Origin of the sequence: Streptomyces sp. Ag109_O5-10, from assembly GCF_900105755.1 — a bacterium.
In the GTDB taxonomy this organism is placed as follows: Bacteria; Actinomycetota; Actinomycetes; order Streptomycetales; family Streptomycetaceae; genus Streptomyces.
On sequence record NZ_FNTQ01000001.1, the window covers coordinates 6,257,426 to 6,277,950 of the forward strand.

The window sequence follows — 20,525 nt, forward strand, 5'->3', positions numbered from 1 at the left end:
GTGTCCTCACAGATCTCGTGGACGGCTTCGGCTTGCACGGGGGCAGACCGCTCGGGACGCGCGAACTCATCGGCCGGCCCGCGGGCACGGTGTGCCGTTCGCGCTCAGGTGCCGAGGAACTCGGGGACGAAGATGTCGTCACTGGTGAGCAGCCGGCGGAGAGTCCCTGCTCGTGGTGGTAGCGCAGGAACGTGTCGACGGCCTTGCGGTCGGCGGCGATGCCGTAGGGCCACCGGTCCTCGCCCAGCAGACGCAGGTTCTCCTCGAACAGCCTGCTGAATCAGGGGGTCACGAGGCGGCCAGGCGGCCGGCACCGCCCCGGCCGCCGTGGAGCCGGAGCGTGCCGCACGGGTGGTCATGGGCGAGCTGTCGGCGCTGCTGGGCGGCACGAGCGGCACGAGGAGCGCGAGTGAGGCGAGTGGGGCGAGCGGCACGAGGGGCGCGAGGGGCGCGAGGGGCGCGGAGAGGGCGACCGGCGTGACGCACCCCTGACGTCACCGGCGGCGCGACCGGAGGCTCGTCGATGTCCGCAGGGGGGCGGGGTGTCCCCCGGGCGCGATCCGGGGGTGCGCGGAGTGTCCGCCGGGCGCGATCCGGCCGGGCCGGAGTGATGCGCGCGCCGCCGCGGGATCCCTCAAGCCGGCTCGTCCGGCCACCGATGGAGTGGGCAGGAGTGACGAGTCGGGAAAGGGCTGGTTCTGTGACGTCAGTTTCGGTGCCGCGGCCGCCGGGTGCGGACCTCGGCACGGTGGCCGTCGCCGTCGAGAATCTGCGGGCCGGCCGGCCCGTGATCGTGGTGGACGACGCGGACCGCGAGAACGAGGGCGACCTCGTCATGGCGGCCCAGTTCGCGACTGCCGAGGCCCTCGGCTTCTTCGTCCGCCGGACCAGCGGACTGATCTGCGTGCCCATGGCGCCGGAGATCGCCGACCGGCTGGAGCTGCCGTTGATGGTTCCGGCTGCCTCCGGTCCCGAGGCCACCGCCTACACCGTCTCCGTGGACGCGGCCGGTGTCGGCTCCGGCATCTCCGCCGCGGACCGGGCGCTGACCGTCCGCACCCTGGCCGAACCCGGCTGCCGTCCCGACGCGCTGATCCGTCCCGGACACGTGTTCCCGCTGCGGGCCAGGGCCGGAGGAATCGCGGAGCGGCGCGGGCACACCGAGGCGAGCGTCGACCTCATGCGCCTCGCGGGACTGCTCCCGGTCGCCGTGATCAGCGAGATCTGCGAGGACGACGGCTCCGTCACCCGGTCCGACCGGCTGCGGGCGTTCGCCGACGAGCACGGGCTGACCCTGCTGTCGATCGATCAGCTGTCGGCGGCGCTGCCGTTGCGCCCGGACACGAGCGCGGTGTGACGCCGGTGCGGCAAGCGACGGTCTTCGACCTGGACGACACACTGATCGACAGCGGAGCGCAGTGGTCCCGGGTGTGCGCCGCCTTCGCCGCCCGGCACGGGCACCGTTGGCAGGCCGGCGACGAGGCCGCGCTGCACGGCAACGGCGGCTGGGCGTCGTACGTCGCGGGGCTGTGCGGCGGCGCGGTGAGCAGCGCCGAGGTGGTGGAGGCCTGTACCACCGCGATGGTCGGCGCGTGTGCCGAGGGGCGGGTGCGGGCACTTCCGGGAGCGGTGGAGCTGGTTCTCGAAGCGGGACGGCACGGGCCCGTGGGCGTGGCGACGGCGAGCCCCCGGCGGTTCGTGCTCGCGGTCCTCGGGGAACTGGGCCTCCGTCCGCAGCTGAGCGCCGTGGTGTGCGGGGAGGACGTGGTCCGGGTCAAGCCCGCGCCGGACCCCTATCTGCGTGCGGCGGCAGCCGTCGGCGTCCCGCCGTCCGGGTGCGTGGCCGTCGAGGACTCGCCGAACGGCATCCGCTCGGCGGCGGCCGCCGGCATGACCGTTCTCGCCGTCCCCCGCCGGGGTACGCGGCTGCCGGTCGACGTCAGCCGCCTGTCCGCGGCGCAGGCGGGCAGCGCGACCAGCGCCCTGCCCGTGCTGAGACGGCTGCTCGCATCCCGGCCCCTGGTCCACGACGAGGCTTCCGGAGCGGTGGCCCGGTCTTGAGCGGAGCGGGCTCGGCCTTGAGTGGCTCGGCTTTGAGTGGAGCGGGGGCTCGGCCCTGAGTTGGAGCGGAAGCTCGGCCTTGAGCTGCCCGGGACGGCCGGACCGGGGGCTGGGGGAGCGGGGGCCGGGTGAACGGCGGTGACGGGGCCGTCCGGTGGGGCCGGGGTGTGCCGATGAGCCCGGATGCCGTTCCTCCGGGTGGGTGACAGACTGGGGTTCCCGCTCGTCGGTGTGCGGGCCGGCACCTCGTCGACGGCACCGCACAACCCGCGTTCGGGGGGCTACCGGTAGCGGCCGGCAGGGCCCGCTCGGCGGGCGGTGCCGGCGGACGTGGAGGCGGTCATGGCCGGCGGGTCGAGCGCAGCGCACGGAGAACTGGCCGGGCAGACGGTCGTCGTGGTCGGCGGCAGCGCCGGCATCGGCCTGGAGACGGCGCGGCAGGTACGGTCGGCCGGCGGCGACCTGGTCCTGGCAGCACGCAACCCCGAGCGCCTGCAGCGGGCCGCGGACGAACTGCACCCGCTGAGCACGGCCGCGTTCGACGCCCAGGACACCGCGCAACTGGAGCGCTTCCTCGGGGAGCTGCCCGGACAGGTCGACCACGTGCTGGTGACGGCGGGCAGCCCCTCGTACACCCCGCTCGCCGAACTCGATCCGGCCGACGCGGCCCGGGACTTCGGCGCGCGGATGGCCATGATGCTGGCGGTGGCGCGGGCGGGCCGCGAGAAGGTCAGGCCCCTGGGAACGCTGCTGTTCATCGGCGGCACCGGCGGCCGGCGGCCCGCGCCCGGCATGGCCGTCGTGGGCGCGGTCACCGCGGCGTCGCCTGCGCTCACCGCCAACCTCGCACTGGAGATCGCTCCGGTCCGGGTCAACCTCATCGCGGCCGGGTTCGTGGACACCCCGCTGTCCGCCGCCCTGCTCGGTGACCGGCTGGAGGCACGGCGCGAGGAGTTGCGCCGGACGCTGCCCATCGGGCGGGTGGTCGGCCCGGCGGACGTCGCCGCGCTCGCCGTGCACATCATGGTCAACGACGCCCTCACCGGCGCCACGTACGACATAGACGGCGGCCAGCAACTGCTCGCGCACTGACCGCCCGCCCGCGCCGGCCAACCCCATTGCCCCTACGAGACGGGAGGCGCGACTCATGGACATGAAGCTGGAGGTCGTCGTGGTACCGGTGGCCGACGTCGACCGGGCCAAGGACTTCTACACCACGCTGGGCTGGCGGCTCGACGCGGACGTCACCGGCGACGGGGACTTCCGGGTGGTGCAGGTGACCCCGCCGGGCTCCCCGGCGTCGGTCATCTTCGGCTCCTCGGTCACCGGCCAGGCCCCTGGCTCGGCCCAGGGCCTGCACCTGATCGTCGACGACATCAAGACCGCCCACGACGAACTGGCCCAGCACGGCGCCCACCCGAGCGACGTGTTCCACGACGCCGGCGGCGTCTTCCACCACGCCGGCTCCGACGCCCGGGTGCCCGGCCCCGACGGCAGCTACGGCTCCTTCCTGTCGTTCAGCGACCCGGACGGCAACGGCTGGCTCCTCCAGGAGGTCACCACCCGGCTGCCGGGACGGCTCGACCCCGCGGCCACCACGTTCTCCTCGGCCGACGACCTGGCGAGCGCGCTGCGCCGGGCCGAGGCGGCGCACGGCGAGCACGAGGCCCGCACCGGCGCCGAGGACCCGGACTGGCCGGACTGGTACGCCCGCTACCTGGTGAGCGAGCAGGCCGGGACCGAACCGCCGACGTGAACCGGCCGTAGCCCGTCCTCGTCTCACCGCTCCGACCTGCTGTGATGTGTCCCACGACCCCTTGTCCACACCCGGAGGGCTTACCTAAATTCGGTTATATGTCCGACAAAGATGCCTCCCGTCCCGCCGAGCCGGTCGAGTTCTCCGTCGACCTCACCGGTCACGAGCTGACCCGCCGCGCCCACGTCATGGCGGCCCTCGGTGACGACTGGGACCCCGTCGAGACGGTGCGGGGCGAGGAGGAGGCGTACGACATGCTGTACTCCGGCCTCGACCCGGAACAGCAGCGGCTGTACGACACCCTTCTCGCGGCCGGCGTCCTTCCGCGCCGCGGGGCCGGCGGACCTCCCGGCGACGGCGGCGACGCCCCCACCGCCTGACCCTCACCCGCCAGGGGTGAGGACGTCCCCGGCGGCCGGCTCGAGCATGGTCGCTCGGGAAGCACGGCCGGTCCGGAAGGGCGGGTGGGCCGTGGGCGACGACGGACCCGACCGCATCGCGGAGTTCATCGAGCCGCTACGGGTGAGCCCGGCAGCACGGTGCGACCCGCCGACTACCAGCGGCGGCTGGCCGCCCAGGACACCTACGGGGTGCTGCTGTGCCTGCAGGCCCTGGACGCCGGCGGCAAGGACTGCACGATCCGCCACGTCATGAGCGGAGTGAACCCGCGGGGCGTGCGCGTGGCCGGCTTCAAGGTCCCCTGGAACGAGGAAAAACAGCGCACCCGTTTCCTCGAACGCATCGACGTACCCGAGCGGAACTGGAAGTCCTCGTCGGCCGACGTGCGCGAACGGGCCCACTGGGACGACTGCCGGCAGGCGTTCTCCCGGGTGTTGTCCGCCACCAGTACGCGATGGGCGCCGTGGTACGTCGTTCCCGCCGACCACAAGTGGTTCCCCCGGGTGTGCGTCTCCGCTGTCCGCCAGGCCTGGTAACCGTGCCACCGGAGCGTGTCGCCGCCGCCCAGACTGACGCCTTCCGCGGACTGCGACGGCCTCCTGCGCGTCGTCTTCCTGGTGCTGCGCCTCCGGACCGAACGCGGCAAGAGTCCGCCCTCCGCCGCGTAGCGGAAACCGGCGAAGGCCCGCCGGACGGTTCCGGCGGGCCTTCGTGGTGACTGCGGGTCAGACGGCGGCCGCCTACTTCGGGTTGGCGCCGTACTGGTTCTCCTCGGGCTTGCCGTCGGAGGCGAGCCAGACGAGCACGAAGATCCAGCCGACCAGCGGGATGATGCCGACCAGGATCAGCCAGCCCGAGCGGCCGGTGTCGTGCAGCCGGCGGACCGCGACACCGAGGCTGGGCAGCAGGACCGCGAGGTTGTAGATCGCGGCGAGGGCGGCGAAGTGGATGGCGTTGCCGACGACGGCCAGCACGATCGCGATGATCACGTTGATCAGCGTGAACATCCAGTATTCCTGCCTGCGCGCGCGTCCGTTGAACACCGCGTACTTCTTCAGTACGTCCACGTACCAGTTCATTACTCGTCCCCCCGGGGGTCAAGGCGTGATTGTGCCCACAGCAAATCAAGCCGACGTGGCCGGTTCCAATCAGATTGGCGTGTGCGGGTCAACTGTTACCGTCTCGCCGCCGTACGGTGATCAAGGGCGGCCGAACGCATCCGTGCGGTACCCGATAACGTCCTTCCGGCCATGGACATGCAGAAACGGCCGCAGCGGCCGCCACAACCACAGCCACAGTCGCAGCACCCCGAGGGATGCCTGGTCGCCGCGGTCAGAATCCCCGTGCGCCTCTTCGTTTTCCTGGTCGTGCTGCCCATACGCCTGCTCTGGGACGCGTTCGCCGTGGCCGCACGGTTCCTGTGGCGGTACGTCCTCGCCCCGGTGGGACGCGCGATCGGCCGGATTCTCCACGCGCTCCTCGTCGTACCCCTGATCTGGCTGTACCGCCACCTGCTCACCCCCCTCGGCCACGCCCTGCGGTGGATCTGCGCGCGAGTGTTCCCGCCGGCCGGCCGCGCACTCGTGTGGCTCTACGCGCGCGTGCTCACCCCGATCGGTCACGTACTCGTACGGCTCCTCGTCCCCGTCGCGAAGGCCCTTGAATGGGCGTTCGAGATGCTGGGCACCGCCCTGTACTGGACCGCGCGCGCCCTCCTCGTCCTGCCCGCCCTCGCCCTGTGGCGCTGGATCCTCGCCCCGGTCGGCCGCGTCCTCGCCGTCGTCCTGCGCGAGATCGGGGAGGCACTCGGCCACGCCTGGCGGGCCGCCGGGTACGTCGCACGTGCCCTCGGACGGGTGATCGGGACCCTCTTCCGGTGGATCTTCCTGGAGCCCGCGCGATGGGTGTACCGGACCGTCCTCACCCCGGTCGGGCACGTCGTCCGCGACCTCGTCCTGCACCCGGTGGCCGAGGCCGCGCGCGCGATCGGCCGCACCGTCCGCCAGGCCCGCGCCGACCTCCGCCGCGCCCTCTTCGGCGAGCCGCGGCCACCCGCGCGCGTGGACCGCCGGGAACCCGAAGGCCGCGACACACGTACTCTTGATGGGTAGCAGCACACAGCCGTACGGCCCCGGCGGTACGGCCCCCGCACACGAACGCACGAGAACCACGAAGGACTGACGACACTGGGCAAGCGACAGCCCGAAGGCCCGCCGCCCGCACCCGCGGTGCAGCGCATCCGACTGCGCTACACCAAGCGCGGCCGCCTCCGGTTCACCAGCCACCGTGACTTCCAGCGCGCCTTCGAGCGTGCGCTGCGCCGCGCCGAGGTGCCGATGGCGTACTCGGCGGGGTTCACACCGCACCCGAAGGTGTCGTACGCCAATGCCGCACCCACCGGCACGGGCAGCGAGGCCGAGTACCTGGAGATCGCGCTCACCGCACACCGCGACCCGGAGCAGCTGCGCGCCCTCCTCGACGAGTCCCTGCCCACCGGGCTCGACATCGTCGACGCGGTCGAGGCACACACGTCGGGACTGGCCGACCGGCTCACCGCCTCCGTGTGGGAGCTGCGGCTGACCGGCCAGGACCCGGCGGAGGCCGAGAAGGCCGTCGCCGCGTTCAACGCCGCCGAGTCCGTCGAGGTACAGCGCACCACCAAGAACGGCGTCCGCACCTTCGACGCCCGCCCCGCCGTCGTACAACTCGAAACACGGAGTGAAACGGCTGATAGGCCGACGGACCAGCCCTGTGCGATACTGCGGCTGGTTGTTCGGCACGTGACGCCTGCCGTACGACCCGACGACGTCCTGTCCGGTCTCCGCGCCGTGGCCGACCTGGCGCCGCCGGTCCCCGCAGCGGTGACCAGGCTGGCGCAGGGGCTGCTCGATGAAGAGACCGGCACGGTGACCGACCCGCTCGCGCCCGACCGCGAGGCAGCCGAGGCCCTTTCGAAGGCCGAACCGACTGCCGCCGCGACGGCGCCGGCGTAAGGAAGGTCCCGCGAAGGACGGACGTCGTAGCGTCGCCCTCGTACTCGGGAGCCACCTGGGTCGGGCAGCGCACCGACCAGAAGACTTTCGCCAGGCCGTCCGCGACAAGGCGTACGGAACCGGCGAGACAGGACACAGAAAGCTCCTGTGCGGCGCCCGCGCCCCACACGGCGGCACCGCGCATCGCGCGAGCCGTGGACGTCACCGGCGGTCGCTCGATCCGATCGACGCCGGACCAGGCGCGGCGCCCGGGAGCCTGACGGGAGAAACGCCCGCATGCTCGAACCGACCGAGCCCACCGAGGGCTCCGAACTGAACACCCCCAGCGACACCCTGCCGCCGCGCAGGCGTCGCCGTGCCGCGTCCCGCCCCGCGGGACCGCCCGCCGGGACCGAGGCCGTGGCCGAGACCACGGTGCCGGCCATACCGGCCGCCGAGGACCTCGAGGCCGTCGCCGACGCCACGGACGACGTCACGGAAGAGGCTGCCGAGGCCTCCGGTACGGCCGAGGCCGTAGCGGCCGCCGAGGCCGTCGAGGAGGCCGCGCCCGCTCCGCGGACGCGCCGCCGCGCGACCCGCCGGGTGTCCGCGCCCGCCGGTGCCCCCACCGAGGCCGCGGAGACCGTCGTACCCCCGGCTGCCGCCGCCGGTGCCGTCACCGAGCCCGCCGAGAGCACGGCCGAGGCCGTTGAGGCTGCCGAGGCCGTCGAGGAGGCCGCGCCCGCTCCCCGGACGCGCCGCCGTGCGACCCGCCGGGTCACCGCGCCCACCGCGTCCCCGGACGCGCCGGAGGAGCCGTCCGCCGTGGCGCGGACGGAGCAGGCACAGCAGCCGGAGACCGCCGAGCCGGCCGAGGCCGTTGAGGCTGCCGAGGCCGTCGAGGAGGCCGCGCCCGCTCCGCGGACGCGCCGCCGTGCGACCCGCCGGGTGGCCGCGCCCGCCGGCGCCCCCGCCGAGGCGGGCGAAGAGGCCACGGCCGTCGCCGCCGAGGCCGGCACGGAAGCCGCCGACGAGGCGCCTGAGGCCGTCGAGGCTCCCGAGGAGACCGCCTCCGTCCCCCGTACCCGCCGCCGCGCCACCCGCCGGGTGGCCGCGCCCGCCGGTGCGCCCGAGGCCGCTGCCGCAGAGACGGCCGCCGCCGAGGAGCCGCAGGCCGTAATCGCCGAGACCCCGGCCGCCGAGACCGCCGAGACCGAGACGCCGCGCCGTAGGCGGCGCGTCGTGCGGCAGGCCGCCACCGGGTTCTCCGAGCCCGCCGCACGGGCCGACGCCGAGGAGGAGCCGCAGCGCCGCCCGGCCCGGCCCGCCGTCGCCGTCTTCCAGGCGCCCGTGTTCACCGAACCGAAGTTCCAGACCCCGGAGCGCGCCGCCGCCGAGGCCGCCGCCTCCGTCGCGGGCACCTGGGAAACCGAGGAGCCCGCGGCCGCCACGGCTGCCTCCGCTTCCGCCGAGCCCGCTGCCGCCACCGCCGCTCCCGCCGGTACGGCGTCCGCCGCCGAGCCGGCCGAGCAGGCCGAGGCCGGTTCCCGCCGCCGACGCCGCCGCCGGGGCGCCGCGGACGAGCCTCCGGCCACCGAGACCGCCGCCGAGGACGAGACCGACGAACCGGAGGAGTCCGCCGAGGACCTCGCCGACGGCGAGGACGAGGCCGAGGAGTCTGGCTCCCGCCGGCGCCGCCGTCGCGGTGGCCGGCGCCGCCGCCGCGGTGACGCCGCCGACGGCGAGGGCGCCGACGACGGCACCGACGAGCTCGCCGCCGAGCAGGCCGAGCAGGATGCCGAGGACACCGCCGAGCAGGAGGAAGAGGACGACGAGGAGGCCCACGACGAGGCCGGCATGTCCTCCTCCAGCAGCCGCCGTCGCCGGCGCCGCCGCCGGCGCGCCGGGGACACCCCCGACACCGAGCCCGCCGAGAGCGACCCCGAGCGCACGATCGTCAAGGTCCGCGAGCCCCGCAAGCCCTCCGAGCCGTCCGACGAGGTCCAGTCCATCAAGGGCTCGACCCGCCTGGAGGCCAAGAAGCAGCGCCGCCGCGAGGGCCGCGAGCAGGGCCGCCGCCGCGTCCCGATCATCACCGAGGCCGAGTTCCTCGCCCGCCGCGAGGCCGTCGAGCGCGTGATGGTCGTACGCCAGCACGGCGACCGCACCCAGATCGGCGTCCTGGAGGACGGCGTGCTCGTCGAGCACTACGTCAACAAGGAGCAGGCCACCTCGTACGTCGGCAACGTCTACCTGGGCAAGGTCCAGAACGTGCTGCCGTCGATGGAGGCCGCCTTCATCGACATCGGCAAGGGCCGCAACGCCGTCCTCTACGCCGGCGAGGTCAACTTCGAGGCGCTCGGCATGGCCAACGGCCCGCGCCGCATCGAGGCCGCCCTGAAGTCCGGCCAGCCCGTCCTCGTCCAGGTCACGAAGGACCCGATCGGCCACAAGGGCGCCCGCCTCACCAGCCAGGTCTCCCTTCCCGGCCGCTACCTCGTGTACGTCCCCGAGGGCTCGATGACCGGCATCAGCCGCAAGCTGCCCGACACCGAGCGCGCCCGGCTGAAGACCATCCTCAAGAAGATCGTCCCCGAGGACGCGGGCGTCATCGTGCGCACCGCCGCCGAGGGCGCCAGCGAGGACGAACTGCGCCGCGACGTCGAACGGCTCCAGGCGCAGTGGGAGGACATCCAGAAGAAGTCGAAGAACGGCAACGCCCCGACGCTGCTGTACGGCGAGCCCGACATGACCGTCCGGGTCGTCCGCGACATCTTCAACGAGGACTTCTCCAAGGTCGTCGTCAGCGGTGACGAGGCCTGGGAGACCGTCCACGGCTACGTCTCGCACGTCGCGCCCGATCTCGCGGGGCGCCTGTCGAAGTGGACCTCCGAGGTCGACGTCTTCGCCACCTACCGGATCGACGAGCAGCTGTCCAAGGCGCTGGACCGCAAGGTCTGGCTGCCCAGCGGCGGTTCGCTGGTCATCGACCGGACCGAGGCGATGGTCGTCGTCGACGTCAACACCGGCAAGTTCACCGGCCAGGGCGGCAACCTCGAAGAGACGGTGACCCGCAACAACCTGGAGGCGGCCGAGGAGATCGTCCGCCAGCTCCGGCTGCGCGACCTCGGCGGCATCATCGTCATCGACTTCATCGACATGGTCCTGGAGTCCAACCGGGACCTGGTGCTGCGGCGCCTGCTCGAATGCCTCGGGCGGGACCGTACGAAGCACCAGGTCGCCGAGGTGACCTCGCTGGGGCTCGTCCAGATGACCCGCAAGCGCGTCGGACAGGGCCTCCTGGAGTCCTTCTCCGAGACCTGCGTGCACTGCAACGGCCGTGGCGTCATCGTCCACATGGAGCAGCCCAGCTCCGGCGGCGGTGGCGGCGGCAAGCGCAGGAAGCGCGGACGCGGCGGCGACGGACACGACCACGACGTGCACGAGACGCACGAGACCCACGAGGTCGTGGCCGACGGGGCCGTCGAGCACGCCGAGGCCGTCCACGCGGTCGAGACGGCGGCGGAGGTCGCGGCCGAGGCCGCCGAACCCGTCGCGCTGCCCGCGCCCGACTTCGCCCCCGACGAGGAGCTGTACAGCAGCGTCGCCGAGGCGGAGGCCGCGGCCGGCCGCGGCCGTACCCGCCGCCGCGCGGGCCGCAGGGCCTCGGCCCCGGCCGGCGCGCCCAGGGGCCGTACGGCACGCACCGAGGCCGGGTCCCCGGCCGAGGCGCCGACCGCGCTGGACGTACCGGCCGCCGTCGAGGCGGAGCGTCCGGTGCTGCCCGAGCCGGCCGCCACGGCGCAGCCGGTCGCCGCGGAGGACCCGGTGGTCGAGGCCCCCGAGGCCCCGGCCGCCGAGGAGGCCGCTCCCGCGGGCCGTACGCGTCGGCGTGCCACCCGGAAGGTGTCGGCGCCCGCCGGCTCCCCGGCCGGTGCCGAGGCGACCGTGGTGACGGTCGTCGCCGAGAGCGCCCCGGTCGCGGAGACCGTCGCGGAAGCGGCGACGGAACCGGTCGCGGAGCCCGAGGCGGCCCCGGCCGCCGAGAGCGCCGCTCCGGCCCGCCCGCGCCGCCGCGCCGTGCGCAAGGCCACCGCGCCGACCGCGTCCGAGGAGGCGGCCGTCGTGGTCGTCCCGTCGGCCGAGGCGCCGGCGGCGGCCGAAGAGGCCCCCACCGGGGCCGCCGAGGCCGTCCAGGAGGGCGCCGAGGAAGCAGTTCCGGCCAAGAAGACGGCCCGTAAGACGGCCGCCAAGAAGACCGCGGCGAAGACGACGGCCGCCAAGAAGACCGCTGCCAAGAAGACGGCCGCGAAGAAGACGACGGCCAAGAAGGCGGCCAAGACCGCCAAGACGGCCGCCGCCAAGTCGACGGCGAAGAAGACCACCACGGTCACCACCGCCTCCGACGAGAGCTGACGGCCCCGGCCCACCCAGCAACGAGCGGCTCCCGGTCCCACGACCGGGAGCCGCTCGCATGTGCGCCGCCGTCCACTGCGCAGCGTGACCGCCCGGACCGAAGCGGTAACCGGGACGTCGCGTGAGAGAAGCACCACCCGCCCGCCGGTTCACAGGGAACACTCGGTAGATTGACGGGAAAGGTTACGCGCACGCCTGTCAACGAGTAACTTCGCCGGGAACCCGAACAGCGGAATAACTACGAAAGGCCGCTTGAGTGAACCGTCATGAACTGCTGCGTGGACTTCACCGTGTCTATCGCCCGCGCAACTATCTGGAAATCGGTGTCAATGACGGTCGCAGCCTGGCGCTTTCACGTGTCGCGTCCGTGGCGATCGACCCGGCCTTCAAGGTGGTGACGTCGATCAGTTGCGACGTCCACCTGGTCCAGTCGACCAGTGACGACTTCTTCGCCCGCAAGGACCCGCTGGTGCACCTGCGGCGAGGCCGCAACCCCTTCCGCGCCCTCGCCCGCCGCGACCCGCTCGGGGTGCTCGGCGGCGATCCCACGCTGGAGCTGTCCTTCATCGACGGCATGCACCTCTTCGAGTACGCACTGCGCGACTTCATGAACGTCGAACGCCACTCACGCTGGTCGAGCGTGATCGTCCTGGACGACATGCTGCCCCGCGACGTGGACGAGGCGGCCCGCGACCGGCACACCAAGTACTGGACGGGCGACGTCTACAAGCTGGTGACGGTCCTGCGGAAGTACCGCCCCGACCTGGTCGTCCTCGAGATCGACACCGAGCCCACAGGTGTCGCCGTGGTCTTCGGCGCCGATCCGCAGAACACGGTGCTCCAGGACGCCTACGACGACATCCTCAAGGAGTACGTCACCCCGGACCCGCAGCCGGTCCCCGACGAGGTGCTGGTGCGCAAACACGCCGCACGCCCGGAGGCACTGCTGGCGGCCGACTTCTGGCCCGCGCTGGTCCGGGCCCGGAACCTGCGCCGTCCGCGCGCCGGCTTCGAGCGGCTGCGCGGGCAGATCGCGGCCCTGGGCGGCTGACGGCCAGGACGGCCGGCAGGACACGGACGAGGGGCCTCGCGGAAGATCCGCGAGGCCCCTCGGCGTACCGGTCTCAGGCGCGCAGCTGCGCCAGATAGGCCTGGCACGCCTCGTAGGACGGCAGCAGGCCCTCGGCCTCGGCGACGGCCAGGGACGGCGCCGCGGCGTCCTTCTCGGACAGCACCGGGGTCAGGTCCGCCGGCCACTCGATGCCCAGCTCCGGGTCGAGCGGGTGGATGCCGTGCTCGCGCTGCGGGGCGTACCCCTCCGAGCACAGGTACACCACGGTGGCGTCGTCGGTCAGCGCCATGAAGGCGTGCCCGAGCCCCTCGGAGAGGTAGACCGAGTGGTGGTCCACGTCGTCCAGCCGTACGGCCTCCCACTGCTTGTACGTGGGTGAGCCGGTACGGATGTCGACGATGACGTCCAGCACGGCGCCCCGCACGCACTTGACGTACTTGGCCTGGCTGGGCGGCACGTCGGCGAAGTGGATGCCGCGCAGGGTGCCACGGCTGGAGACCGAGCAGTTCGCCTGCGCCAGGTTCAGCCGATGGCCCGTGGCCTCCGCGAAGTCCGCTCCCTTGAACCACTCGTGGAAGCTCCCGCGGGCGTCCGGAAAGACCTTCGGTTCGTGGATCCAGGCGCCGGCGATGCCGAGCTCCCGCATGTCGATCACATCCTTGTCGTGGTGCGTGTCCGTGGTGGTCCGGCGGATCAGCCGGTCAGCTTCGCCGCCAGGCCGCGCAGCTTCTTGCGGGCCGGTGCGGGCAGCCTGCGCACGACCGGACCGCCGACGGCACGCAGCCGCCGCCGCAGGGCCGTCTTGCGGCGCTTGGCCAGCGTCGTGCGCACCAGCTCCGCGTCCACCACGGGCAGGGTGTCGTCGAGCCGCAGCCGCCCGTTGCCGCGGACCGTCACGGTGCCCAGCGGCAGGGCCGGGGCCTTCTCGCCGTCCAGCCGGGCCGCCAGGCTCCAGCGCCCGGCGGGCACCGACTTCGCGCGCGCGGGAACGGCGATGTGGGCGCGGCCGGCCACGTTGCGGATCTCGGCGGACACCACGTGCGTACCGCCGCCGTCCCCGGAGCTGAGCACCAGCTCGGTCCTGGCCGACGCGGTCTTCGGGCGGGTGAACACGTCCAGCCGCAGCTCCGGACGGTTGCCCGGCATCCGCAGCACGGGGCGGTCCTCCAGGTACGGCGCCAGCTTCTTGCTGCGGCGGGCGACGTCCAGGGTGAGGTTGCCGTGCGGGTCGGTGAAGTACGGGATGACCGGGCGGGCGGGGGAGCCGAGCAGCGCGGGGCGCAGCTCCGTCTCCACACCGGCGACGCGGTCGGAGCCGAGCCGGGCCTTGCGGACCAGACCGAGGCCCCGGACGCTCACCCAGATGTCCCAGAAGCCCTTGGAGACCGGGCCGCGGCCCTTCACGCCCTGGGGGCTGACCACACCGCCGCCGCGCAGGACGACCTCGCAGGCGCCGTCGCCGAGGTCCTCGACGTGCGAGGTGAACTCGGCCGCGCACGGCCACTCCACGGCCGTCTCGCGGTTGCGCAGCGACATCTCGGCCCTGAACTGGTCCATCTCGTCCGTGACGTCGACCAGCTCGCCGTCCTCCAGCACGTCCTGGACCAGCTCCGGGTGCAGGTAGAAGCGGCCGTCGCGGCGCAGCAGGCGGACCGGTTCGGCGTTCTCGCCGTGCACCAGCCGGGCGCTGAGGGTGACGGCCAGCTTGCCGTCGGGCCGCCACTCGGCCGTCTCCAGCCGGGTCGCGCCCTTGACGGAGCTCCCGAAGCGGGCGAACCGCACCAGGGCGTCGCCGTCCCCGCGGCCCAGCAGCGTCGAGCGGACGCGGGTGAGGCCGCCGAGCCCGTCGCGCACGCCCTCGCCCATGTATTCCTCGGCCAGCGGCCGCACGGCCTCCAGCATCTCGCCGAGGTAGGCCTCGTCGTACTTGAGGACGCTGGGCTCGCTGAGCCGGCCGAGCATCTCCACCCGGTAGAAACGGCGCAGCAGCAGGTCGCGGAACTCACCGGGCTCGGTGTTCGCCATGACGACGTCGAGCACCTCACGGAGGTTCCCGTAGTAACCCGACGGGACGATGCGCGCGGAACCCGCGTTCTGGCCGTCGTCGCGCCTCGAGTAGTAGTAGCAGGTGTAGCTGCCGAGGATGGAGACAACCTTGGCGGGGAAGTACGCCTCCATCATGTACAGCTGGTCCTCCAGGCGCCGCTTGCCCTCGGGATAGGCGATCTTGTTCTCGCGCAGGAACTCCGTGCGGAACATCTTGTGCGGCGTGAGGCTGTCGTACAGCGGCGCGTCGTGGATGGTGCACTTCTCGCGGTCCGCCTTGAAGACGCCGTGCGGGACGCCCCGGAAGTTGCTGGCCACCTTGCCGATGACGATGTCGGAACCGTTGCGGTGCCCCATCTCGTACAGCCGGCGCAGAGCGTCGGAGGCGAGGTAGTCGTCCTGGTCGACGAACTGGACGTACTCGCCCCTCGCCTCGCCCACGCCGATGTTCCTGGGCTTGCCCGGCCAGCCGGAGTTCGGTATGTGGATCACCCGGAAATGCGGGTGCTTCTCGGCGAGCGCGTCCAGCTCCGCGGGGCTGTCGTCGGTGGAACCGTCGTCGACGAACAGGACCTCGAACTCGTCCGCGGGAAGCGTCTGCCTCAACAGGGAGTCGATGCAGGGCTGGATGTACTTACCCGGGTTGTACACCGGGATGATGACGCTCACCTTGATCGACATCTCTGTTACCTGGCTCCAGTTTTGGGATGCAGACTGCGACATTTATGGTCCGTGTACAGCCGGTGACCAACTGATGCACGAGTGGAGGTCACAGGGTAACCGCAGCCGCTTCCCAGCAGCGACCGGGTCGGCGCGGGCGTCGGCCACGCCGACCGCCACGGGCCCGGTTTGACCGTCTCCGTGCGGCCCCGTAACCTTGACCGTCGGCGTGTCCATGGATATGAGGACGTGCCACATCCCCGTAAACCTCTTCCTCCGGAGCGCACCCTGTTCCGGAGAGGCCGCCCGCGTTCGCCGGACGGCTGGACTGCGGGGGTGCCGTTCCCGAGCGAGAGAGTGAGATCCGCGTGTACGCCATCGTGCGCAGCGGTGGCCGCCAGCACAAGGTTGCTGTCGGTGACATCGTCGAGGTTGACAAGATTTCCACCGCCAAGGTTGGCGACACGGTCGAGCTCTCGACCCTGCTCGTTGTCGACGGCGACACTGTGACCAGCGACCCGTGGGTCCTGGCCGGCATCAAGGTCCAGGCCGAGGTCGTGGACCACCACAAGGGCGTCAAGATCGACATCCTTCGCTACAAGAACAAGACCGGCTACCGCCGTCGTCAGGGCCACCGCCAGCAGTACACGGCGATCAAGGTCACTGAGATCCCCGCGGCTGCGAAGTAAGGGACTGAGGAGAGATGGCACACAAGAAGGGCGCATCGTCCACCCGTAACGGTCGTGACTCCAACGCTCAGCGCCTCGGCGTGAAGCGCTTCGGCGGTCAGGTCGTCAACGCGGGCGAGATCCTGGTCCGTCAGCGCGGCACCCACTTCCACCCGGGTGCGGGCGTCGGCCGCGGCGGCGACGACACGCTGTTCGCGCTGCAGCCCGGTGCGGTGGAGTTCGGCACCCACCGTGGCCGCAAGGTCGTGAACATCGTTCCGGTCGCCTGAGCTTGATCTAGGTCCCTGACCCAGGGCTCAGACCGAACGTTTCGCGAGGCGGACCTCACTTCCCGATCGGGAAGGCGGGTCCGCCTTTCGCGTGTTGACATTGGTATTACCCCGCAATAACTGGAGGCACAGCACCATGACCACCTTCGTGGACCGCGTCGAGCTGCACATCGCCGCGGGTAACGGAGGCCACGGCTGCGCCTCCGTGCACCGGGAGAAGTTCAAGCCGCTCGGCGGCCCGGACGGCGGCAACGGCGGTCGCGGCGGCGACGTCACCCTGACCGTCGACCAGTCGGTGACGACCCTCCTCGAGTACCACCACTCCCCGCACCGCAAGGCCACCAACGGCAAGCCCGGCGAGGGCGGCAACCGGGCAGGCAAGGACGGCCAGGACCTCGTCCTGCCGGTGCCCGACGGCACCGTGGTGCTGGACAAGGCCGGCAACGTCCTCGCCGACCTCGTCGGCCACGGCACCTCCTACGTCGCCGCCCAGGGCGGCCGCGGCGGCCTCGGCAACGCGGCCCTCGCCAGCGCCCGCCGCAAGGCCCCCGGCTTCGCCCTGCTCGGCGAGCCCGGCGACATCGACGACATCGTCCTCGAGCTGAAGACCGTCGCCGACGTGGCGCTGGTCGGCTACCCGAGCGCCGGCAAGTCCTCGCTGATCTCCGTGCTGTCCGCCGCCAAGCCGAAGATCGCCGACTACCCGTTCACCACCCTGGTGCCCAACCTCGGCGTGGTGACCGCCGGTTCCACCGTCTACACCATCGCCGACGTGCCCGGCCTCATCCCCGGTGCCAGCCAGGGCCGCGGCCTCGGCCTGGAGTTCCTGCGCCACGTCGAGCGGTGCAGCGTCCTCGTCCACGTCCTCGACACCGCGACCCTGGAGTCCGAGCGCGACCCCGTCTCCGACCTCGACGTCATCGAGGAGGAGCTCAAGCAGTACGGCGGCCTCGGCGACCGGCCCCGCATCGTCGTCCTCAACAAGATCGACGTGCCCGACGGCAAGGACCTCGCCGAAATGGTCCGCCCCGACCTGGAGGCCCGCGGCTACCGCGTCTTCGAGGTGTCCGCCGTCGCCCACCTGGGCCTGCGCGAGCTGACGTTCGCACTCGGCGACCTCGTCGCCAAGGCCCGCGCCGCCAAGCCGAAGGAGGAGGCGACCCGGATCGTCATCCGTCCCAAGGCCGTCGACGACGCCGGTTTCAGCGTCACCCAGGAGGACGACGGCCTCTTCCGGGTGCGCGGCGAGAAGCCCGAACGCTGGGTCCGCCAGACCGACTTCAACAACGACGAAGCCGTCGGCTACCTCGCCGACCGTCTCAACCGCCTCGGCGTGGAAGAGCAGTTGATGAAGGCGGGCGCCCGGGCCGGCGACGGCGTCGCCATCGGCCCCGAGGACAACGCCGTGGTCTTCGACTGGGAGCCGACCATGATGTCCGGCGCCGAGATGCTCGGCCGCCGCGGCGAGGACCACCGCTTCGAGGAGCAGCGCCCCGCCGTGCAGCGCCGCCGCGACCGGCAGGCGGAACGCGACGAGTCCCTGCGGGAGTACGGCGACTTCGACCCGTTCGAGTAGTCGAGCAGCACCACCGGCCTCCCCGTTCCCCGGGATCACCGGCCGACCTGCCTCCACCCGTTGCGGCCGGGACCCGCTCCCGGCCGCAACGGGTTTTCCGCTGCCGGGGCGGACGAAACGCCGGCGCCGCGCGGTCGGCGCCGGCCGCGTCACCGTCGGCGTGGTCGACGAACGGGACCGCGACGGCCTGATGCGTACCTTCGAAGCCCTCCTCGGGCTTCCCGCGCATCTTCTCCAGCCCGTCCCGGACACGGCGAACCGCTCCCTCACCTCACCGAGACCGAAATGCTGCGAAAGCTCAACGTGGAATTCCGCGGCAACGGACTCCTCGACGAGCTGTATTCCAAGCTCGTCCGCAACGGCGCCGTCATGCATATGAAGAACTCGTGCAGCCCCACCGCCGCCGACGTGAAGATCTCCACCCCCGCCCGGGCCGTCGAGGCCGCCGGCCGTATCGGCGCCGAGATGGCGGAACGCATCACCGCTACGGGCGTCCGCGCCGTCGGCGACCCGGCCCTGCTCTCGGCCCTGCCCGCCATCCCCGCTCAGCCGGGACCGCCCGCCGCCGAGGCCCGCATCCCCCCCGAGGTCGCCGCCAGGCCCTCTACGGCGCGCGCCGCGGCGGCCTCGGCCCCGGTGCGCCACGCCGCGGCGGCGAAGTCCCGCACCGTGCACCAGACGTCGTCGAAGGAGCTGGTTCGAGTCCTGGGGCACCGATGTATGAAGAAGCTGCGACGACGGTGAGGTGCCGGGAGAGCGTGCCGTGGGGACGGCTTAGTGCCGCTAAGTCGTCCCCGCGGCACGGCGTAGCACTGCTGACACGTGCATCGGGTCACGCACCGCAATCGAAATACCCTGTGCAGTTACTCACAGCGAATTCACGGAACTTTTCCGGGGGCCCTACGGGCGGCACCCATCACCAGCCACGCAAGGTGAATGAAAGGTTGCGGGCACATATGCGGTGGACGGCGCTCACCTTGCACAGCGGTTACCGGAAGTGGGACCATTTCCAGGTTCCCTGATGCCCCAAGGTAGGTCACCTGTGTCCCAGCACATAGCCAAGCCCCGAACCACCGCAGTGATCCTGGCCGGTGGCACCGGTCAGCGGGTGGGTCTGTCGATCCCCAAGCAGCTGCTGAAGATCGCCGGCAAGGCCGTCATCGAGCACACCCTGGCCACCTTCGACAAGGCCGACTCGATCGACGACATCATCGTGCTGATGGCACCGGGCTACGTCGCGGACGTCGAGAAGATCGTCGCCAAGGCCGGGTTCACGAAGGTCAAGAAGATCATCGAGGGCGGCAACACGCGGAACGAGACCACCGAGCGCGCCATCGAGGCACTCGGCGAAGGCCTGGCCGAGGGCGAGGACCTCAACGTCCTCTTCCATGACGCCGTACGCCCCCTGCTGTCGCGGCGCGTCATCGACGACTGCGTGACCGCGCTGGAGCGCTACCAGGCCGTCGACGTCGCCATCCCGTCCGCGGACACCATCATCGTCACGCGGACCCACGGCGGGGACGGCGAGTTCATCACCGAGATCCCGGACCGCTCCCGGCTGCGCCGCGGCCAGACCCCGCAGGCGTTCAAGCTGTCCACGATCAAGAGGGCCTACGAGGTCGCCGCCGGCGACCCCAACTTCCAGGCCACCGACGACTGCTCCGTCGTCCTCAAGTACCTGCCGGACGTGCCGATCCACGTCGTCGCCGGCGACGAGTACAACATGAAGGTCACCCAGCCCGTCGACGTCTTCATCGCCGACAAGCTCTTCCAGCTCGCCTCCACCGCCGCCCCCGAGCAGAAGGGCGAGGACGCCTACCGCGAACTCCTCACCGGCAAGACCGTGGTGATCTTCGGCGGCTCGTACGGCATCGGCAAGGACATCGCCGAGCTCGCCGAGTCCTACGGCGCGAGCGTCTACGCGCTCGGCCGCTCCACCACCGGCACCCACGTGGAGAACCCGGAGGAGGTCGACGACGCGCTCTCCAAGGCGTACGCCGAGACCGGGCGCATCGACTACGTCGTCAACACCGCGGGCGTGCTGCGCATCGGCAAGCTCGCCGAGACCGACAACGCCACCATCGAGGAGGCGCTGAAGGTCAACTACCTGGCCCCGGTGCAGATCGCCCGCTCCAGCTACAAGTACCTCGCCGAGACTCAGGGCCAGCTGCTGCTCTACACCTCCAGCAGCTACACCCGCGGCCGCGCCGAGTACAGCCTCTACTCCTCGACCAAGGCCGCCATGGTGAACCTGACCCAGGCCCTGTCCGACGAGTGGGCCGGCGACGGCGTCCGCGTCAACTGCATCAACCCCGAGCGCACCGCCACCCCGATGCGCACCAAGGCCTTCGGCCAGGAGCCGACGGGCTCGCTGCTCTCCTCCGAGGCCGTCGCCCGCACCTCCCTCGACGTGCTGCTCTCCGAACTCACCGGTCATGTCATCGACGTCCGCCAGCAGGACCCGACGGCGGCCGCCGGCCAGGCCTCCGGCTTCGAGCAGGCCCTGGCCAGTGTCCTGGACCGACAGGACGGCGTGGCATAATCGACAGCCATTAGTCATCTGTAATTCAGGCCTCTGTGGTTGCGCGTTCGCGGAGCAATCGCAGGGG

General features: G+C 72.1%; 18 protein-coding genes. 15 read left to right on the forward strand and 3 right to left on the reverse strand.

Annotated features, from left to right (window positions below):
- Positions 1–700 precede the first annotated feature (700 nt).
- The 6 genes from ribB (at position 701) to BLW82_RS28570 (ending at position 4,752) form a co-directional block, all read left to right on the forward strand.
- Positions 701–1,357 carry a 3,4-dihydroxy-2-butanone-4-phosphate synthase gene (gene ribB, locus BLW82_RS28545; RefSeq protein WP_218162384.1) on the forward strand — a complete coding sequence of 219 codons (657 nt, stop codon included), beginning with the start codon at positions 701–703 and terminating at the stop codon, positions 1,355–1,357.
- 5 nt (positions 1,358–1,362) lie between these two features.
- Positions 1,363–2,061, forward strand: a complete 699-nt coding sequence (locus BLW82_RS28550) for an HAD family hydrolase (RefSeq protein ID WP_177233096.1) — start codon at positions 1,363–1,365, stop codon at positions 2,059–2,061.
- A gap of 342 nt (positions 2,062–2,403) precedes the next feature.
- Positions 2,404–3,153, forward strand: a complete 750-nt coding sequence (locus BLW82_RS28555) for an SDR family oxidoreductase (protein WP_093508336.1) — start codon at positions 2,404–2,406, stop codon at positions 3,151–3,153.
- A 55-nt stretch (positions 3,154–3,208) separates the two neighbouring features.
- Positions 3,209–3,817 carry a VOC family protein gene (locus tag BLW82_RS28560; protein WP_093503064.1) on the forward strand — a complete coding sequence of 203 codons (609 nt, stop codon included), beginning with the start codon at positions 3,209–3,211 and terminating at the stop codon, positions 3,815–3,817.
- 98 nt (positions 3,818–3,915) lie between these two features.
- Positions 3,916–4,197, forward strand: coding sequence for a DUF6400 family protein (locus BLW82_RS28565; RefSeq protein WP_093503066.1), 282 nt, complete (start codon positions 3,916–3,918; stop codon positions 4,195–4,197).
- 159 nt (positions 4,198–4,356) lie between these two features.
- Entirely contained in the window at positions 4,357–4,752 is a 396-nt protein-coding gene (locus BLW82_RS28570) for a polyphosphate kinase 2 family protein (RefSeq protein WP_256215992.1), read from the forward strand.
- Between the two features lie 204 nt (positions 4,753–4,956).
- Here the strand turns inward: BLW82_RS28570 and BLW82_RS28575 are convergent, their stop codons facing one another.
- On the reverse strand, positions 4,957–5,295 hold the full coding sequence (locus tag BLW82_RS28575; protein WP_093503068.1) for a DUF805 domain-containing protein: 339 nt from the start codon (positions 5,293–5,295) through the stop codon (positions 4,957–4,959).
- A gap of 171 nt (positions 5,296–5,466) precedes the next feature.
- Here BLW82_RS28575 and BLW82_RS28580 point away from each other — a divergent pair, with 171 nt between their 5' ends.
- The 4 genes from BLW82_RS28580 (at position 5,467) to BLW82_RS28595 (ending at position 12,655) form a co-directional block, all read left to right on the forward strand.
- Positions 5,467–6,327 carry a hypothetical protein gene (locus BLW82_RS28580; protein ID WP_093503070.1) on the forward strand — a complete coding sequence of 287 codons (861 nt, stop codon included), beginning with the start codon at positions 5,467–5,469 and terminating at the stop codon, positions 6,325–6,327.
- 117 nt (positions 6,328–6,444) lie between these two features.
- Positions 6,445–7,209, forward strand: coding sequence for a TIGR03936 family radical SAM-associated protein (locus BLW82_RS28585; RefSeq protein WP_093503072.1), 765 nt, complete (start codon positions 6,445–6,447; stop codon positions 7,207–7,209).
- 276 nt (positions 7,210–7,485) lie between these two features.
- Positions 7,486–11,604 carry an Rne/Rng family ribonuclease gene (locus tag BLW82_RS28590; protein ID WP_093503074.1) on the forward strand — a complete coding sequence of 1,373 codons (4,119 nt, stop codon included), beginning with the start codon at positions 7,486–7,488 and terminating at the stop codon, positions 11,602–11,604.
- Positions 11,605–11,860: 256 nt separating this feature from the next.
- Complete coding sequence (locus BLW82_RS28595) at positions 11,861–12,655, forward strand: class I SAM-dependent methyltransferase (protein ID WP_093503076.1); 795 nt, start codon at positions 11,861–11,863, stop codon at positions 12,653–12,655.
- A gap of 73 nt (positions 12,656–12,728) precedes the next feature.
- On the opposite strand, the gene rfbC is transcribed toward BLW82_RS28595, so the two are convergent.
- Together rfbC and BLW82_RS28605 are read right to left on the reverse strand one after the other, a co-directional pair.
- Positions 12,729–13,322 (reverse strand): dTDP-4-dehydrorhamnose 3,5-epimerase, encoded by a 594-nt coding sequence (gene rfbC, locus BLW82_RS28600; RefSeq protein ID WP_093508337.1) that lies wholly within the window; start codon positions 13,320–13,322, stop codon positions 12,729–12,731.
- Positions 13,323–13,369: 47 nt separating this feature from the next.
- The gene (locus tag BLW82_RS28605) at positions 13,370–15,403 is read right to left on the reverse strand and encodes a glycosyltransferase family 2 protein (RefSeq protein WP_093503078.1); all 2,034 of its coding nucleotides are present in this window, start codon (positions 15,401–15,403) and stop codon (positions 13,370–13,372) included.
- 347 nt (positions 15,404–15,750) lie between these two features.
- Between BLW82_RS28605 and rplU the strand changes: the two genes are divergently transcribed.
- From rplU to BLW82_RS28630, 5 genes are all read left to right on the forward strand, one after another.
- Positions 15,751–16,071, forward strand: coding sequence for a 50S ribosomal protein L21 (gene rplU / locus BLW82_RS28610; protein WP_093503080.1), 321 nt, complete (start codon positions 15,751–15,753; stop codon positions 16,069–16,071).
- A gap of 14 nt (positions 16,072–16,085) precedes the next feature.
- Positions 16,086–16,340, forward strand: a complete 255-nt coding sequence (rpmA, locus tag BLW82_RS28615) for a 50S ribosomal protein L27 (protein ID WP_020940020.1) — start codon at positions 16,086–16,088, stop codon at positions 16,338–16,340.
- A 136-nt stretch (positions 16,341–16,476) separates the two neighbouring features.
- Positions 16,477–17,916 (forward strand): GTPase ObgE, encoded by a 1,440-nt coding sequence (gene obgE / locus BLW82_RS28620; protein ID WP_093503082.1) that lies wholly within the window; start codon positions 16,477–16,479, stop codon positions 17,914–17,916.
- Between the two features lie 285 nt (positions 17,917–18,201).
- Positions 18,202–18,660: a hypothetical protein gene (locus BLW82_RS28625; protein WP_371131426.1), complete on the forward strand. Its 459-nt coding sequence runs from the start codon at positions 18,202–18,204 to the stop codon at positions 18,658–18,660.
- A 298-nt stretch (positions 18,661–18,958) separates the two neighbouring features.
- Entirely contained in the window at positions 18,959–20,458 is a 1,500-nt protein-coding gene (locus BLW82_RS28630; RefSeq protein ID WP_093503084.1) for a bifunctional cytidylyltransferase/SDR family oxidoreductase, read from the forward strand.
- Positions 20,459–20,525 lie beyond the last annotated feature (67 nt).

What these genes read in the sequence shown, in the direction of transcription:
- BLW82_RS28590 (WP_093503074.1), top strand. Translation starts at nt 7,486, where the DNA reads ATGCTCGAACCGACCGAGCCCACCGAGGGCTCCGAACTGAACACCCCC.
- BLW82_RS28625 (WP_371131426.1), top strand. Translation starts at nt 18,202, where the DNA reads ATGCTGCGAAAGCTCAACGTGGAATTCCGCGGCAACGGACTCCTCGAC.
- rfbC (WP_093508337.1), bottom strand. Translation starts at nt 13,322, where the DNA reads ATGCGGGAGCTCGGCATCGCCGGCGCCTGGATCCACGAACCGAAGGTC.
- obgE (WP_093503082.1), top strand. Translation starts at nt 16,477, where the DNA reads ATGACCACCTTCGTGGACCGCGTCGAGCTGCACATCGCCGCGGGTAAC.
- BLW82_RS28555 (WP_093508336.1), top strand. Translation starts at nt 2,404, where the DNA reads ATGGCCGGCGGGTCGAGCGCAGCGCACGGAGAACTGGCCGGGCAGACG.
- BLW82_RS28560 (WP_093503064.1), top strand. Translation starts at nt 3,209, where the DNA reads ATGGACATGAAGCTGGAGGTCGTCGTGGTACCGGTGGCCGACGTCGAC.
- BLW82_RS28580 (WP_093503070.1), top strand. Translation starts at nt 5,467, where the DNA reads ATGGACATGCAGAAACGGCCGCAGCGGCCGCCACAACCACAGCCACAG.
- BLW82_RS28605 (WP_093503078.1), bottom strand. Translation starts at nt 15,403, where the DNA reads ATGTCGATCAAGGTGAGCGTCATCATCCCGGTGTACAACCCGGGTAAG.
- BLW82_RS28575 (WP_093503068.1), bottom strand. Translation starts at nt 5,295, where the DNA reads ATGAACTGGTACGTGGACGTACTGAAGAAGTACGCGGTGTTCAACGGA.
- rpmA (WP_020940020.1), top strand. Translation starts at nt 16,086, where the DNA reads ATGGCACACAAGAAGGGCGCATCGTCCACCCGTAACGGTCGTGACTCC.
- BLW82_RS28565 (WP_093503066.1), top strand. Translation starts at nt 3,916, where the DNA reads ATGTCCGACAAAGATGCCTCCCGTCCCGCCGAGCCGGTCGAGTTCTCC.